Genomic DNA, 13,403 nt, shown 5'->3' on the forward strand with positions numbered 1-13,403 from the left:
CGGCGAGCCCGGCAGTTGGGTGTTTCGGCTGCGCCTACGCCAGTCGCGTCACGGCGTCCAGCGAGATGTCGATGGCGCGCGCGACGTTGTTCTTCGCCTTCTCGGGGAGTTCGTCGTCGCTGTCCGCGCCCTTCTGCGTGCCGGCGACGAGGTTGCCGTCGACCGTGCAGATGGCGCCCGCGGCGAGGCCCTTGCGGCGCGCCAGCGAGAAGACGGTCGCGGCCTCCATCTCGACGGCGAGCAGGCCGGCGTCGTTCCAGTCGTCGACGAAGTCCTCGTCCTCGTTGTAGAACGCGTCGTCGCTCACAATCGGGCCGACGTGCACCTCCTCGTCGTTGGCTTCGGCGGAGTCGACGACGCTGGTGAGTACGTCGTAGTCCGGGACGGCGGGGTAGACGGCGGACTCGTAGCGCTTGCTCGTGCCCTCCTCTTTAGCGGCGCCGGTCGCGACGATCATGTCGCCGACCTCGATGTCCGCCTGGAGCGCGCCGATGGTGCCGACGCGGAGGAACGTCTCCACGCCCACGCGCGAGAGTTCCTCGACGGCGATGGCTGCCGAGGGACAGCCGATGCCGGTCGAGGAGATAGTGAGGTCGACGCCGTCGTAGGTGGCGTTGACGACCTTGTACTCGCGGTTCTCGGCGACGACCTCGCTGTCGTCGCAGTGGCTGGCGATGCGGTCGACGCGGCCCGGGTCACCGGGCAGCAGCGCGATGTCGTGGACGTCGCCTTCCTCGACTAGCAGGTGGGGCTGTTTGGCCATGCCAGCGATTCGACGCTCGCGGAGAAAAAGAGCGGGGATTGCGGTCAGCGTGTGACGAGCCCGCGGGGTCGCTCGGATTCCAGCGCAGCGGGCCACTCCGTGTCGATTTCAGTCCACGACGCGCCCCAGTCGTCGGTCTCGAAGAACCCGCGGTTCGTCGCAGCGACGGCTTCCCCAGGGCCAGTCGTCGCGAGCACGGACGCGAGCAGTCCGTTCGGGCCGGGCAGGTCGTCGCAGCGTTCCCAATCAGCATCTGCGCCGTCCTTCCGGAAGACCGCGCTGCTCGCGGTCCCGGCGTCGTGCGCGCTGCGCGGGCCGTTCGCGGCGGAGACGAGCACGCGCTCGGGGTCGCCCGGGTCGCAGACGACGCTCCAGCAGTACGTGCGGTCGAGGCCCGCTTCCACGGTGCGCCAGGAGTCGCCGCCATCCTCGGTGACGTAGAAGCCGTCGCCGGCGGCCGAGTACGCGAGGTCCGGGCGGTCGTCGTGGGTCGCCATCGAGTGCGTGTCGTACGGACCCGACGGAACGCGGTCCCGCCACGTCTCGCCGCCGTCCGGCGACCGGACGAGCGCGCCGGCTTCGACGGCGACGTAGAGCCGCTCGGGCGTGGGTTCGAGCCACCGAACGTGGTGCGTGGAGGGACGTGGTGGGAACGCCCAGTCGTCGCTGGACGGCAGGTCGGTGAGTCCTTCGCACTCGGCGAACGTCTCGCCGCCGGGCGCGTGGTAGACCGCGCTCGGCTCGGTTCCCGCCCAGACGCCCGACTCGTGGACGGCGACTGCGGTCACGTCGCCGACGTCCGCGACGCGCATCCAGTCCGCCGAGTCGGTGTCGGACTGGCGGTAGACGCCGTCGCTGGTCCCGCAGTAGACGCCGAACGGGCCAGCATCGAGACACTGCACGTCGCCGGAGAAAACGGTCTGGAGGCTGCCGTCGTCGAACGAGAGCACGCGGTCGGGGAACGCCGCGAGGAGTCGCATACAGTCGGCTACACGAGCCACCCACCTAAACGTGGGTCAGAACTGCTGGTCGAGGAACGCCTCGACTTCCGGGTACGTCGGCGCGGTGCGCGCGCCCTCGGCCTGGGCGGCGAGCGCGCCGCAGGCGTTCGCGAACTCCAGCGCGCGCTCGTAGTCGTCGGGGTGGTCGAGGAGGACGGCGATGAAGCCGGCGGCGAAGGCGTCGCCGGCGCCCGTCGTGTCCACGGGTTCGACGTCGAAGCCGGGGTGCTCGAACGAGCCCGTGGGCGTGTGGACGGTCGCGCCCTCCGCGCCGTGTTTCACGACGACGACGCGGTCGCCGACGTCCGATTCGGCGTAGGTGGCGTCCTCCTCCAGGATTTCGAGGGCTTCGCGGTCGTTGACGAAGAGGACGTCGCAGCGCTCGATGGTCGCGGCGTAGTCGCGCTCGTCGAGGCGGCGGCCGGGGTCGAACGAGACCGTCGCGCCGGCTTCGGTGGCGAGTTCGGCGATGCGCGTGGCGGTCTCGGGGCGCTGGCTTGTGAGGTGGACGTGGTCGGCGGCCTGGACGTAGTCGGCGTCGACGTCCCCGGGCGCGATGGCTTCGTTGGCACCGTCGTTGCCGAGCACCATCACCTCGCCGTCGCCGTCCACGACGAGGTACTTCACGCTCGTCTCGGCGTCGTCGACGACGCGGAGGCCGTCGAGGTCGACGCCGACGCGGTCGAGTTCCCGGCGCGCGAGCAGCCCGTTCTCGTCGTCGCCGACGCTCCCGACGAGCCCGGTGTCGACGTCGAAGCCCGCGAGCGCGACCGCGGCGTTGGCGGCACTCCCGCCCCCGGAGCGGCGCTGGGAGACGATGCGGGCTTCGCCGTCGGGCTCGGGGAGGGCGTCGACGCGGAGCGTGACGTCCCAGTTGACGTGGCCGGCGGCGACGACACGAACCATGGCCGGCGGTTGGGTCGGTCGCGCTAAAACCCTGCGGGATTCGCGGCGACGAAGAGCAAGACGTTGTGCGCGCCGGGACCGAGGCCGACGGCGGCGACGACCGCGAGCAGGAGGTTCCCCTCGACGGGGTCCTCGCGGACGTACTCGGCGAGCAGGAGGACGACCGCGGCGCCGAGCGCGGTCTTCACGAGGACGAATAGCCAGCCGACGCCGATGAGGGAGGCAGTGGGGAGTTCGGCGGCGGCGTGCATGATAGCGGCGGAGAGCGGCGTCTGCTCGCCGAACCCGAGCACGTCCACGCCGACCGCGGTGGAGGTGCCGTCGAGGACGTGTGCGAAGACGGCGAGTGCGCCGGCACCACCGACGGCGGCGACGTCGTCAGGGCGCAGTCGCTCGACCACCCACCACGCGACGTGCCCGAGGACTGCGGCGGCAACGACGGCAGCGAGCGGCCACGCCAGCGTCAGCGTGTCGTTCGCGAGGCCGTAGCCGACGGCGGCAGCGGTGGGGAAGACGGCGAGCACGCCGCCGAGAGCTGCGGTGGCGAGCAGCGGGCGAGCGGTGCGTCGCGCGGCGAGCCACGTCGCGCCCGCGACGGCGAACGTCGTCGCGTAGACGGTCGGGGAACCGAAGAAGGGCGCGACTGTGTCGGGGAAGCGGTCGAGTTGGAAACAGACGTACAGCGTCGACCCGAGCACCATCCACGGGGCGAACGCGAGGACGGTGCGGTCGGTGACGGGCGGCGCTTCGCGGACGAGCAGCCACCCGACCGCGAGCACAGCGGCAGCGACGACCGCGAGGTACGGGAGCGACGGGAGCGCGAACCCCGAGGGCAAGACCATACCGAGACGGTGGACGCGCCGCGTGAAAACCTTGTTATTCCTCGGCCCAGGGCTCGCTGGTGCCCTCGCCGTACAGTTCCCGCATCAGCGTGACGACGCTCTCCGGCGGGAACTGGCCGCGCTCGGTGACGATGGCGTCGACGTAGCGCGGCGGCGTCACGTCGAACGCGGGGTTCTCCACGTCCGGGTCCCCCATCTCCGCACGCTCCTCGTCGCTGAGGACTTCGGTCTCGTCGCGCATCTCGATTTCGACGGTGTGGCCGGTGAGTGTGTCCGGGTGGAGCTTGAGCGTCTGCGCGGCAACCATCACGGGGACGCCGCGCTCGCGGGCGGAGACGGCGAGCATGCTGGTCCCGATTTTGTTGACGACGGAGCCGTCGGCGGCGATGGAGTCCGCGCCCACGAGCACGTGGTCGACGTCGTCGAGGTAGCGCCGCGCGGCGTTGTCCACGACCATCGTCACCGGGACGTCCCACTCGCGGAGCTGTTTTGCAGTGATGTGGCCCTGCTTGCGCGGGCGCGTCTCCTTGACGACGGCCTCGATTTCCTTGCCGTCGTCGAGGGCGGCTTCGACGCACGCCAGCGCGTCCGTGGAGTGGCAGTGCGTCATGATGGTGTCGCCGTCCCGCAGGCGGTTCGCGCCGATTGCGCCGAGGTCGTCCTGCGCGCGGTCCAGCTGGTCGCGGAAGCGCTCGGTCGCCTCGATAGTGGACGCGCGGAGGGCCGCCACGGAGTCGCCGTCGACCTCGTTGAGCACGTAGCGGAGCGCGTTCGGCAGGCTGACCGCGGTCGGACGGGTGTTCCGCAGGCGGCGCGCGGCCGCCCGGAGTTCCTCGCGGAAGCCCGCGGGCGTGTCGGCGTCGCTGTCGCGGGCCTGCGCTTCCAGCGCCTCCGCGGCGGCGCGCGCGATGGTCGCCGCGCCCCTGACTTCCATCTCCGCGATGTCCTCGGCGGTGGTCTCGACCTCCGGTGCGAGCATGCCCCTCGGTTCGTGCCGCGGGTAAAAGGGGTTGGCGTCCACCGGCCGACTTTTCACGTGGCCCCGCCTCGCCTCACGTATGAACCGCGAGGAGCTCGCCGCCCGCATCGACCACACCGTGCTCGGCCCCGTGACGACGCCCGCGGACGTCGAGCGCGTCGTCGAGGAGGCCACCGAGTACGGGATGAACGTCTGCATCCCGCCGTGTTACGTCGCCGACGTGCGGAGTTACGCGCCCGACGACCTCACCGTCGCGACCGTCGTCGGGTTCCCGCACGGCCAGCACGCCACGGCGGCGAAGGTCAGCGAGGCCCGCATCGCGCACGCCGACGGCGCGGACGAACTCGACGTCGTGACGAACGTCGGCCGCCTGAAGGCTGGCGAGCTGGACGCCGTGCGCGAGGACCTCGAAGCGGTCGTGGACGCCACGCCGCTGCCCGTGAAGGTCATCATCGAGACGCCGCTGCTCGACGACGAAGAGAAACACGACGCGTGCCAGGCCGCCGAAGACGCGGGCGCGGACATGGTGAAGACCGCGACCGGGTTCTCCGACGGCGGCGCGACCGTGCCGGACGTGGAACTGATGAGCGAGTACCTCCCCGTGAAGGCCAGCGGCGGCGTCGGCGACTACGCGGACGCGCAGGCGATGTTCGAGGCGGGCGCCGAGCGCATCGGTGCGAGTTCCGGCGTGAACATCGTGGAGACGTTCGACGAGTAGGCAGTCCTCGCCGGGAGCGTCGCCGGCTATCGTCGTACTTTTGCCCGCGGGCGGCCAACGATTGAGTCAACGCATGGCCCAGTACCACATCGAGACGTACGGGTGTACCTCGAACCGCGGCGAGAGCCGCGAAATCGAGCGACGCCTCCGCGACGCCGGCCACCACAAGGTCGAGGGGGCCGACGAGGCGGACGTCGCCATCCTCAACACCTGTACGGTGGTCGAGAAGACGGAGCGCAACATGCTCCGGCGGGCCGAGGAACTCGAAGACGAAACGGCCGACCTCATCGTCACCGGTTGCATGGCGCTCGCGCAGGGCGAAGAGTTCGCCGACGCGGAGGTCGACGCTCAGGTCCTGCACTGGGACGACGTGCCGGAAGCCGTGACGAACGGCGAGTGCCCGACGACGACGCCGGACGCCGAACCCATCCTGGACGGTGTCATCGGCATCCTCCCCATCGCCCGCGGCTGCATGAGCAACTGCTCGTACTGCATCACGAAGCAGGCGACCGGGCGCGTGGACTCCCCGCCCGTCGAGGAGAACGTCGAGAAGGCGCGCGCACTCGTCCACGCCGGCGCGGAGGAGATTCGCATCACCGGCCAGGACACCGGCGTCTACGGCTGGGACAAGGGCGAACGGAAGCTCCCCGAACTACTGGAGCGCATCGCCACCGAAATCGAGGGCGACTTCCGCGTTCGCGTCGGGATGGCCAACCCCGGCGGCGTCCACGGCATCCGCGAGGAACTCGCGGAAGTGTTCGCCGAGCACGACGAAATCTACAACTTCCTGCACGCGCCCGTGCAGTCCGGCAGCGACGACGTGCTCGAAGACATGCGCCGCCAGCACGAAGTCGAGCAGTACGTCGACATCGTGGAGACGTTCGACGACTACCTCGAGGAGTGGACGCTCTCGACGGACTTCATCGTCGGCTTCCCCACGGAGACTGAGCACGACCACGAGCAGTCGATGGCGCTCCTGCGTGAGACCCGCCCGGAGAAAATCAACGTCACGCGGTTCTCCAAGCGCCCCGGCACCGACGCAGCCGAGATGAAGGGCCTCGGCGGGCAGACGAAGAAGGACCGCTCGAAGGCGATGACCGACCTCAAGATGGACGTGGTCGGGGACGCCCACGAGTCGATGGTCGGCACCGAGCGCGAGGTCCTCGTCACCGAGCAGGGGACCGGCGACTCCGTGAAGTGCTACGACGGCAGCTACCGTCAGATTATCGTCCAGAACGCCTCCGACTACGGGTTGGAACCCGGCGACTTCGCCACTGTGGAGGTCACCGGCCACCAGACCGTCTACGCGTTCGGCGACCCCGTCTGAGGCCTCGTTCTACCGCTTCGTCTGGACGTTCGTGCTCCCACACTCGGGGCACTTCGTCATCGACCCGAGCGTGGGATGGGTCCCGGACTCCCAGTTTCCGTTCGGCGGGTCTGTACGGCCGCATTCGAGACACTGGAGCTGTCGGGCCTCGCTCATGGGAGAGGCTTCGGTAGACCCCCTCATAGAACTTCCCGCCGAACGGTCCTGACAGCCACAGTACCTTTGTGGCTGTGAATAAGTGTCACAACTGACCAGCGATGGTAGCACTCGTCGAACAACTCTACGACGTGCGACCCGGCGACGACGTCGTCGTCGAGACGGACGACGGCACGCGTGTCGCGGGACGGCCGTCGCGTATCGAGCGCGACCAGGCCGGCGTCCGAATCGAACTCTGTCCGGGGCCGCGGAATGCCCCACAGTACCGGGTGCGCGCTGTCAGAACGCCGGGCGGCTGGGAATCGCCGCGCGTCGAACGCCGGCCGATGGGCGGCGAGTGGACGGACTGTGGTGAACTCGCGGCGCTGGCGTAGTCACTCGGTGTCGGCGGCCTTCCACTCGCCGAGTTCTTTCGGGTCGACGTGGACGAACACGTCGTCGACCTCCGGAATCTCGCGCACCGACTCGATGATTTCGGTCTCGATGCCGTGGGCCTCGTAGAGGCTCATCTCGCCCTCGACCTCGACGTGGAGGCTGACGTCGACCTCCGGGCCGACGTAGTGGGCGACGACGTCGTGTGCGCCCTCCACTTTGGGGTGGGCGAGCGCGCGGTCGAGAATCTCCTCGCGGAGGTTCTCGGGAGGCGCGGCGCCGACGAGGTAGTTGACGTTGTCGCGGACGATTTCGTAGCCCGTGTAGAGGATGCCGAGCGCGACCACGAGCGCCGCCACCGGGTCCAGAATCGGGTAGCCCGCGGCGGAGCCGACGACGCCCGCCAGCGCCGCGCCCGCGGTGAGGATGTCGTTGCGGTTGTCGAGGGCGGTCGCGCGAATCGCCGGCGAGTGGTGGCGCTCGGCGACGTCCAGACAGTAGTAGTAGAGCACGTACTTCGCGACCGCAGTGCCTGTGAGCACGACGACGCCCGCGAGCCCGGCGCTGCGGCCGTACGTCCCCGCCAACAGGGAGGTCGACGCCGACCAGATGACGGCGGCACCGGCTGCGAGCACGCCGACGGCGACGAACAGCGAGACGAACGGCTCGATGCGCTCGTGGCCGTGCGGGTGCTCGAAGTCCGGCGGCTGCGTCGTGAGGTAGAGCCCGCCGAGCACGACCAGCGAGTACGCGACGTCCGCGAGGCTGTTGACTGCCTCGGAGCCGACCGCGATGCTGCCGGTCGTCCACCAGACGACGGCTTTCGCGGCGACGAGGGCGAGGTTCGCGGCGAAGACGACGCCGCCGACCCGCCGGACCGCGCGTCTCCGGTCCATCGACACGACCTACCCCGCCCGGGTGGTTCGGTGTTTCGATTCAGTCGAAATCGAGGCGCGGCGCCCCCGAGTCCGTCTCGACGGCGGCAGGATGGTCGGCGAACGCCTCGTGGAGGCGGTCGTAGGACTCGTCGAGGGCTTCGACGATGACCTTCGTGTCGCTGATGACTGGCATGAAGTTGGTGTCGCCGCTCCAGCGCGGCACGACGTGCGTGTGGAGGTGGTCGTCGATGCTGCCGCCGGCCGCGCCGCCGCCGAGGTTGAGACCGGCGTTGAAGCCGTCGGGCGCGAACGCGTCGTCGAGGGCGTCGAACGTCGCCTGCTTGAGGCGCGCGTGGCTGAGCAGCGTCTCGTCGTCGAGGTCGGTGTAGTCGCCGGTGTGCGTGTGCGGGACGACCATGCAGTGCCCGGGGCTGTACGGGTAGTTGTTCAGCATCACGAACGCGTGCTCGGCGCGCGCGACGACGAGGTGTTCGCGGTCGTCCCCGCGCTCGGGATACTCGCAGAACACGCAGTCGACGTCCTCGTTCTTCTCCTCGCGTTCCACCCACTCGATGCGCCACGGCGCGAACACCTGGTCCATAGGCGGGAGTTGGGAGCCCGCGTCAGGTGCTTTTCGGTGCCAGGTGTGTCAGTTGTTCACATTCACCACTTTAGTCGGTTATTTACTGGTAGCGACGAAAATGACAATTGGAGTGGTACCGATGGCCAGAAAGACTCCCCAGGCCGACGCGATGACGGAGCCGTGTCAGAACTGTGGGTACGAGACCCCGCACACGGTCACCGTCGAACTCCGGACGGAGAGTGCCGACGACCAGAACGCGGCGTTCTCCCGGGAGCCCTATCGGGTAGCGACCTGCCGCGAGTGCGGCGACGTGCGGGCCAAGCGGATGAACGACGCCTAGTTCGTCGTGATTTCGCAGCCGTCCTCGGTGACGATGAGCGTGTGCTCGTCTTGGCTGACGAGCGCGCCCTCGCTCTCCTTCAACACCGGGTACGACCGAACGATGTCCGCCATCTCGAGGCGTCGAAGACTCATCTCCGCGCGTGGCGCGTCGACCCAGCGCGCGGCGAACGGCAGCCCGTCGAACTGTTCGAGGTCGTCTAGGAGTTGGCGCGCGCGGCGGTCCCGGACGCTGCCCTCGCCGACGACCTCGTAGATTTCGGTGGCCGAGCCCTCCGAGACCTTCCCCGTCCCGTCGGTGGCGAACGGCTCGATGGCGAGCACGTCCCCGACCTGCAGTTCGGTGCCGGATTCGACCGAGCGGTTCGGGACGTTCGGCCCCGTGTGCGCGTCGTAGACGTCGACGCCGTGGCCCGTCAGGTTCACGACAGGATTGTAGCCGTACGCCTCGATGACGTCCTGAATCTCGGCGCCGATTTCGCCCGTGTGGACGCCCGGCTCGACGGCGTCGACGGCAGCATTGAGGGCTTCCTCGGCGGCCTCCACGAGTTCGGGGTTACCGGAAAGGTCGACGGTCGTCGCGGCGTCCGCGATGTGGCCGTCGACGTGCACGCCGACGTCCAGGCACACCATCTCCTCGCCGAACTCCGTGTCGTCGTCCGCGCCCGGCGCGGCGTGGCTGGCCTCCTCGTCGACGCTGATGTTCACGGGGAACGCCGGCTCGCCGCCGAGTTCGCGGATGCGCTCCTCGGCGAACTCCGCGACCTCCAGTTGCGTGACGCCGACCTCGACGCGGTCGGCGGCCTCCTCCATCACGTCCGTCAGAATGTCGCCGGCTTCCACGTACTTCTCGTACGCCTCGGAGCCGACTTCGACGCTGTCTGCCATGCCGTAGTCTTGGCCCGAACGCGGGAAAGAGGTTGCGGGATTGCGCGCTCGACGCCGAATTACTCCTCGAGGAACCACTCGACGTCGCCCCGGAACGCGTCGTCGGCGGCGCGCTCGGGCACGCTCGCGAACCAGTCGTCGGCCCACTCGTCGCGCTCGCTACTCCGCTTCGCTTCGAGGTGGTCCATCGGTGTCGGCTCGTCCAACGGCCGCGCACGAAACACCACGTCGTAGCCCGTGGTCTGTCGCGTCGCCGACCCGGCGAGCCGGTAGCTCGTCCGCTGGACGCGCTCCACGCGGTCGAGGTCGACGGCCAGCCCGGTCTTCTGGGCGACCCAGCGCCGCGCCACTGCCGCCCAGTCGTCGCCCGCCTTCACCGGACTCGCAGGTAGTCGCCACCCATCCGGCCCGTTCACGAGTAATACGTCGCCGTCGTCGTTCAGCACCACGACCGCAGCCGTCCCCGCCCACGTCTCGTGGCCGTTGAACGCGCCGCGGTCGTCGACCACCTCGGTCTCCTCGCGGAACAACACGTCCGTGCGCTCGCGGCACTGCTCGGGGTCCAGCAGACACGTCTTCGAGAAGCCGTCGTACGTGGGGCGGAGGGGCATGGTGAAGTGCTGGCGGCGTGCCAGCGTGGCAATCGCGTACGACGCGAGAGGTAAAGAACGCTGTGCCGGTTCGGGCGGTGCGACAGGCGGCTGGGCGTTACTCTGTGTCGCTCACGAGTCGCTTCGCTCCGCGTTCGCCGCAACGAGAGCCCACCCTACGGTCGCGCTCTCGCCGCTCGCGGGTCGCTCGTGTTCACGGCTCCCGCCGGTCGCCGTTCACTCTTCCCGTGGCCTCGCTCCGCTCGGCCACGCGCTCCCCGCTCGCAATTCCGAGACGCTTCGCTTCGCTCAGCGTCTCGCTGTCTGCATCTGCTCGGAGTTGAACGCCTCCCCGACCGTCCCGTCGCTCCCGAGCACGATGACGCCCGCAGACGACCCCGTGAGTTCGCCGAACTCCTCGATGGCGCGGTCGGCCGCTTCCTGCGCGTCGAGCCCCGATTCGAGGTGGCGGACGGCGCGCCGCGTCAGCGTCGCCTTCGCGATGTCCTCACCCGCACCGGTCGCGGAGGCGGCACCCGCGGGCGCCGCGTAGAACCCCGAGCCGATTTGCGGGACGTCGCCGACCCGGCCCGCGAGCGCGAGCCAGCGGCCACCGGTCGACGTCGCCGCAGCCAGTTTTTCTCCGTCGAATGCGACCGCGCCGACGGTGTCGTGGTCCTTCGAGGACGCTTCGCCATCCCTCCCCTCGGGGTCTGTCGTGCCGAATTTGTCCTGAATCCACTCCAGGTGGTCGAGCGGGCTGCCCTCGGGGTGGTCGTCGAGGTCGTCCCAGCGCTGCTGAGTATCCTCACTCCAGAGGTCGCACTCCACGTCGACGCCGACGTCCGCGGCGAAGTCGACTGCGTGGACGCCGTTCAGGAGGACGTGGGGCGTCTCTTCCATCACGGCGCGTGCGACCGAGATAGCAGCCTCCACCCCGGGCATCGACGCCGCTGCGCCCGCGTCGCGGTCACTCGTCATCACACCCGCATCCGTGCGAATCACGCCGTCAGACTGGACCGCGCCGCCCGTGCCGGCGTTGAACCGGGTGTCGGCTTCGAGCACGCGAATCGCGGCTTCGACCGCGTCTACGGGGTCGTCCGCGCTCGCGCCCGCGTCGGCTGCCTCGTCGAGTGTCGCCTGGCGCGGCACTGGTTCGTCCACGCTCGTGCCCGCGCCGCCGTGTACGATGACCTGCATACGGCGACCTGCCGGGCCCGGACGCTTAGTGTGTGGGGATTCGGACGGCGTACCGCGGGATGGCGGCGGGTCGGCCGCGAGCCACGTCATGTGTTGACGTACCTGCGCGAAACAGCAGTCCTTTTAGGCGCATCGGATGACCTGCATATGACTATGAGCTACGAGAACGTCGACATCCCCGAGAGTGGGGAGAAGATTACCTACGACGAGGACGCCGACGAAATCGAGGTTCCGGACAACCCGATTATCCCCATCATCTTCGGGGACGGTATCGGGAAGGACGTAGCACCCGCTGCACAGAAAGTACTCGACGCCGCCGCGGAAGCGACGGGACGAAACATCGAGTGGGCGCGCGTCCTCGCTGGAGAGTCCGCACGTGAGGAGTACGGCGAGAATCTCCCCGAGGAGACCGTCGAAGCCATCCGCGAGCACCGCGTCGCCATCAAGGGCCCGCTGACGACGCCCGTCGGCGCCGGCTTCCGCAGCCTCAACGTCGCGCTCCGCAAGAAGCTCGACCTCTACGCGAACGTCCGCCCGACCTACTACCTCGACGGCGTCCCGTCCCCCGTGAAGAACCCCGAGGAGATGGACATGGTGAACTTCCGGGAGAACACCGAGGACGTCTACGCCGGCATCGAGTGGGAGGCCGGCACCGACGACGTCGAGGAGGTACGCGACTTCGTCGAGGACGAGATGGGCTTCGACGAGACCATCCACCAGGGCGACGTCGGCATCGGCATCAAGCCCATCTCGGAATTCGGCACGAAGCGCCTCGTTCGCCGCGCCATCGAGTACGCCATCGAGAACGACCGTGACTCCGTCACGCTCGTCCACAAGGGCAACATCATGAAATTCACCGAGGGCGCGTTCCGCGACTGGGGCTACGAGGTCGCCGCCGAGGAGTTCCCCGAGGAGACCATCGACGAGGACACCCTCTGGGAGGAGTACGACGGCGAAGCCCCCGAGGATCAGGTCGTCGTCAAGGACCGCATCGCGGACAACATGCTCCAGCAGCTGCTGACGCGCACGGAGAACTACGATGTCCTCGCGATGCCGAACCTCAACGGCGACTACCTCAGCGACGCCGCGGGCGCCCAGATTGGCGGCCTCGGCATCGCACCCGGCGCGAACTTCGGCGACGGCCGCGTGCTCGCCGAGCCCGTGCACGGCTCCGCGCCTAAGCACGCCGGCAAGGACAAGGCGAACCCCACCGCGCTGATTCTCTCCGGTAAACTGATGCTGGAGTCCATCGGCTGGGACGACGCCGCCGACCTCGTCCACGAAGCCGTCGAGGCCCAGATTAGCGAGCACCGCGTCACCTACGACCTCGAACGGCAGGTCGAGGGCGGCGTCAAGCTCTCCACCTCCGAGTACGCCGAGGAAGTCGTCGAGCGCATCGAAGAACTCGCCTGAGGCGAGTTCTTCGGGCCCTCGGCTCGCGCCGAGGATATCGAGGACCTCGCGTAACGAGGTCTTCGCGCCGTCTCTAACTCGTTTTTTCTTTCGACGCGCTACTCGTCAGCGACGCATCGGCGACAACGCATATGCGTCTCGGTAGCGTACTTCGGGGCGTGCCAGAGGACGACGACTTCGGCGGCATCGACGTACCGGGGATGGAAGATATCGCGCGGGCCGAGCAAGAACTCTCGGTCCACGTCGAGCGCCGCACGTACGACAAGCCCGTCACCGTGGTCGAAGGGTTCGACCCGGAGGTCACCGACGTCGGCGACGTGGCGACCACGCTGAAGAAGCGCCTCGGCGCGGGCGGCACGGCCAAAGAGACCAGCGTCGAGGTGCAGGGCGACCACGAGGACCGCGTGAAAGACATTCTCGAGGAGGAAGGCTTCACCGTCGAGTAGCG

The 13,403-nt window shown here is 68.9% G+C and carries 17 protein-coding genes; 6 read left to right on the plus strand and 11 right to left on the minus strand.

From position 1 onward, the window contains the following. Window positions 1–34: 34 nt before the first annotated feature. The 5 genes from LPA46_RS14920 to LPA46_RS14940 are packed head-to-tail and all read right to left on the minus strand — an operon-like array spanning window position 35 to window position 4,491. Complete coding sequence (locus LPA46_RS14920; RefSeq protein ID WP_230893175.1) at window positions 35–763, minus strand: nucleoside phosphorylase; 729 nt, start codon at window positions 761–763, stop codon at window positions 35–37. A 44-nt stretch (window positions 764–807) separates the two neighbouring features. Beyond that, entirely contained in the window at window positions 808–1,743 is a 936-nt protein-coding gene (locus LPA46_RS14925) for a WD40/YVTN/BNR-like repeat-containing protein (RefSeq protein WP_230893176.1), read from the minus strand. Between the two features lie 36 nt (window positions 1,744–1,779). Continuing rightward, entirely contained in the window at window positions 1,780–2,670 is an 891-nt protein-coding gene (locus LPA46_RS14930) for a carbohydrate kinase family protein (RefSeq protein ID WP_230893177.1), read from the minus strand. A gap of 23 nt (window positions 2,671–2,693) precedes the next feature. After that, window positions 2,694–3,512, minus strand: a complete 819-nt coding sequence (locus LPA46_RS14935; protein WP_230893178.1) for a DUF63 family protein — start codon at window positions 3,510–3,512, stop codon at window positions 2,694–2,696. Between the two features lie 34 nt (window positions 3,513–3,546). Beyond that, the gene (locus LPA46_RS14940) at window positions 3,547–4,491 is read right to left on the minus strand and encodes a ribose 1,5-bisphosphate isomerase (RefSeq protein ID WP_230893179.1); all 945 of its coding nucleotides are present in this window, start codon (window positions 4,489–4,491) and stop codon (window positions 3,547–3,549) included. 79 nt (window positions 4,492–4,570) lie between these two features. Between LPA46_RS14940 and deoC the strand changes: the two genes are divergently transcribed. Both deoC and LPA46_RS14950 read left to right on the plus strand, forming a co-directional pair. Further along, the gene (deoC, locus tag LPA46_RS14945) at window positions 4,571–5,209 is read left to right on the plus strand and encodes a deoxyribose-phosphate aldolase (protein WP_230893180.1); all 639 of its coding nucleotides are present in this window, start codon (window positions 4,571–4,573) and stop codon (window positions 5,207–5,209) included. A gap of 73 nt (window positions 5,210–5,282) precedes the next feature. Further along, window positions 5,283–6,536 carry a tRNA (N(6)-L-threonylcarbamoyladenosine(37)-C(2))-methylthiotransferase gene (locus LPA46_RS14950; protein ID WP_230893181.1) on the plus strand — a complete coding sequence of 418 codons (1,254 nt, stop codon included), beginning with the start codon at window positions 5,283–5,285 and terminating at the stop codon, window positions 6,534–6,536. Window positions 6,537–6,545: 9 nt separating this feature from the next. On the opposite strand, the gene LPA46_RS14955 is transcribed toward LPA46_RS14950, so the two are convergent. Beyond that, window positions 6,546–6,692 (minus strand): hypothetical protein, encoded by a 147-nt coding sequence (locus tag LPA46_RS14955; RefSeq protein ID WP_230893182.1) that lies wholly within the window; start codon window positions 6,690–6,692, stop codon window positions 6,546–6,548. A gap of 101 nt (window positions 6,693–6,793) precedes the next feature. Here LPA46_RS14955 and LPA46_RS14960 point away from each other — a divergent pair, with 101 nt between their 5' ends. Then, window positions 6,794–7,066 carry a hypothetical protein gene (locus LPA46_RS14960; RefSeq protein ID WP_230893183.1) on the plus strand — a complete coding sequence of 91 codons (273 nt, stop codon included), beginning with the start codon at window positions 6,794–6,796 and terminating at the stop codon, window positions 7,064–7,066. On the opposite strand, the gene LPA46_RS14965 is transcribed toward LPA46_RS14960, so the two are convergent. Together LPA46_RS14965 and LPA46_RS14970 are read right to left on the minus strand one after the other, a co-directional pair. Beyond that, window positions 7,067–7,960 carry a cation diffusion facilitator family transporter gene (locus tag LPA46_RS14965; protein ID WP_230893184.1) on the minus strand — a complete coding sequence of 298 codons (894 nt, stop codon included), beginning with the start codon at window positions 7,958–7,960 and terminating at the stop codon, window positions 7,067–7,069. A gap of 40 nt (window positions 7,961–8,000) precedes the next feature. Continuing rightward, window positions 8,001–8,543 (minus strand): HIT family protein, encoded by a 543-nt coding sequence (locus tag LPA46_RS14970; RefSeq protein ID WP_230893185.1) that lies wholly within the window; start codon window positions 8,541–8,543, stop codon window positions 8,001–8,003. Window positions 8,544–8,664: 121 nt separating this feature from the next. Here LPA46_RS14970 and LPA46_RS14975 point away from each other — a divergent pair, with 121 nt between their 5' ends. Beyond that, window positions 8,665–8,865, plus strand: coding sequence for a DUF7835 family putative zinc beta-ribbon protein (locus tag LPA46_RS14975; protein ID WP_230893186.1), 201 nt, complete (start codon window positions 8,665–8,667; stop codon window positions 8,863–8,865). Here LPA46_RS14975 and map read toward each other — a convergent pair. The 3 genes from map to LPA46_RS14990 form a co-directional block, all read right to left on the minus strand. Then, on the minus strand, window positions 8,862–9,752 hold the full coding sequence (gene map, locus LPA46_RS14980; protein ID WP_230893187.1) for a type II methionyl aminopeptidase: 891 nt from the start codon (window positions 9,750–9,752) through the stop codon (window positions 8,862–8,864). The two genes, LPA46_RS14975 and map, sit on opposite strands and share 4 nt — an antisense overlap. Before the next feature lie 59 nt (window positions 9,753–9,811). After that, on the minus strand, window positions 9,812–10,363 hold the full coding sequence (locus LPA46_RS14985; protein WP_230893188.1) for an NUDIX hydrolase: 552 nt from the start codon (window positions 10,361–10,363) through the stop codon (window positions 9,812–9,814). 288 nt (window positions 10,364–10,651) lie between these two features. Beyond that, window positions 10,652–11,542 carry an isoaspartyl peptidase/L-asparaginase gene (locus LPA46_RS14990; RefSeq protein ID WP_230893189.1) on the minus strand — a complete coding sequence of 297 codons (891 nt, stop codon included), beginning with the start codon at window positions 11,540–11,542 and terminating at the stop codon, window positions 10,652–10,654. Between the two features lie 153 nt (window positions 11,543–11,695). Between LPA46_RS14990 and icd the strand changes: the two genes are divergently transcribed. Both icd and LPA46_RS15000 read left to right on the plus strand, forming a co-directional pair. Continuing rightward, window positions 11,696–12,955, plus strand: coding sequence for an isocitrate dehydrogenase (NADP(+)) (gene icd / locus LPA46_RS14995; RefSeq protein WP_442908263.1), 1,260 nt, complete (start codon window positions 11,696–11,698; stop codon window positions 12,953–12,955). 158 nt (window positions 12,956–13,113) lie between these two features. Continuing rightward, window positions 13,114–13,401 (plus strand): translation initiation factor, encoded by a 288-nt coding sequence (locus LPA46_RS15000; RefSeq protein ID WP_230893191.1) that lies wholly within the window; start codon window positions 13,114–13,116, stop codon window positions 13,399–13,401. Window positions 13,402–13,403: the final 2 nt, after the last annotated feature.

Origin of the sequence: Halobacterium sp. KA-6 (assembly GCF_021029015.1) — an archaeon.
Taxonomy (GTDB): Archaea; Halobacteriota; Halobacteria; order Halobacteriales; family Halobacteriaceae; genus Halobacterium.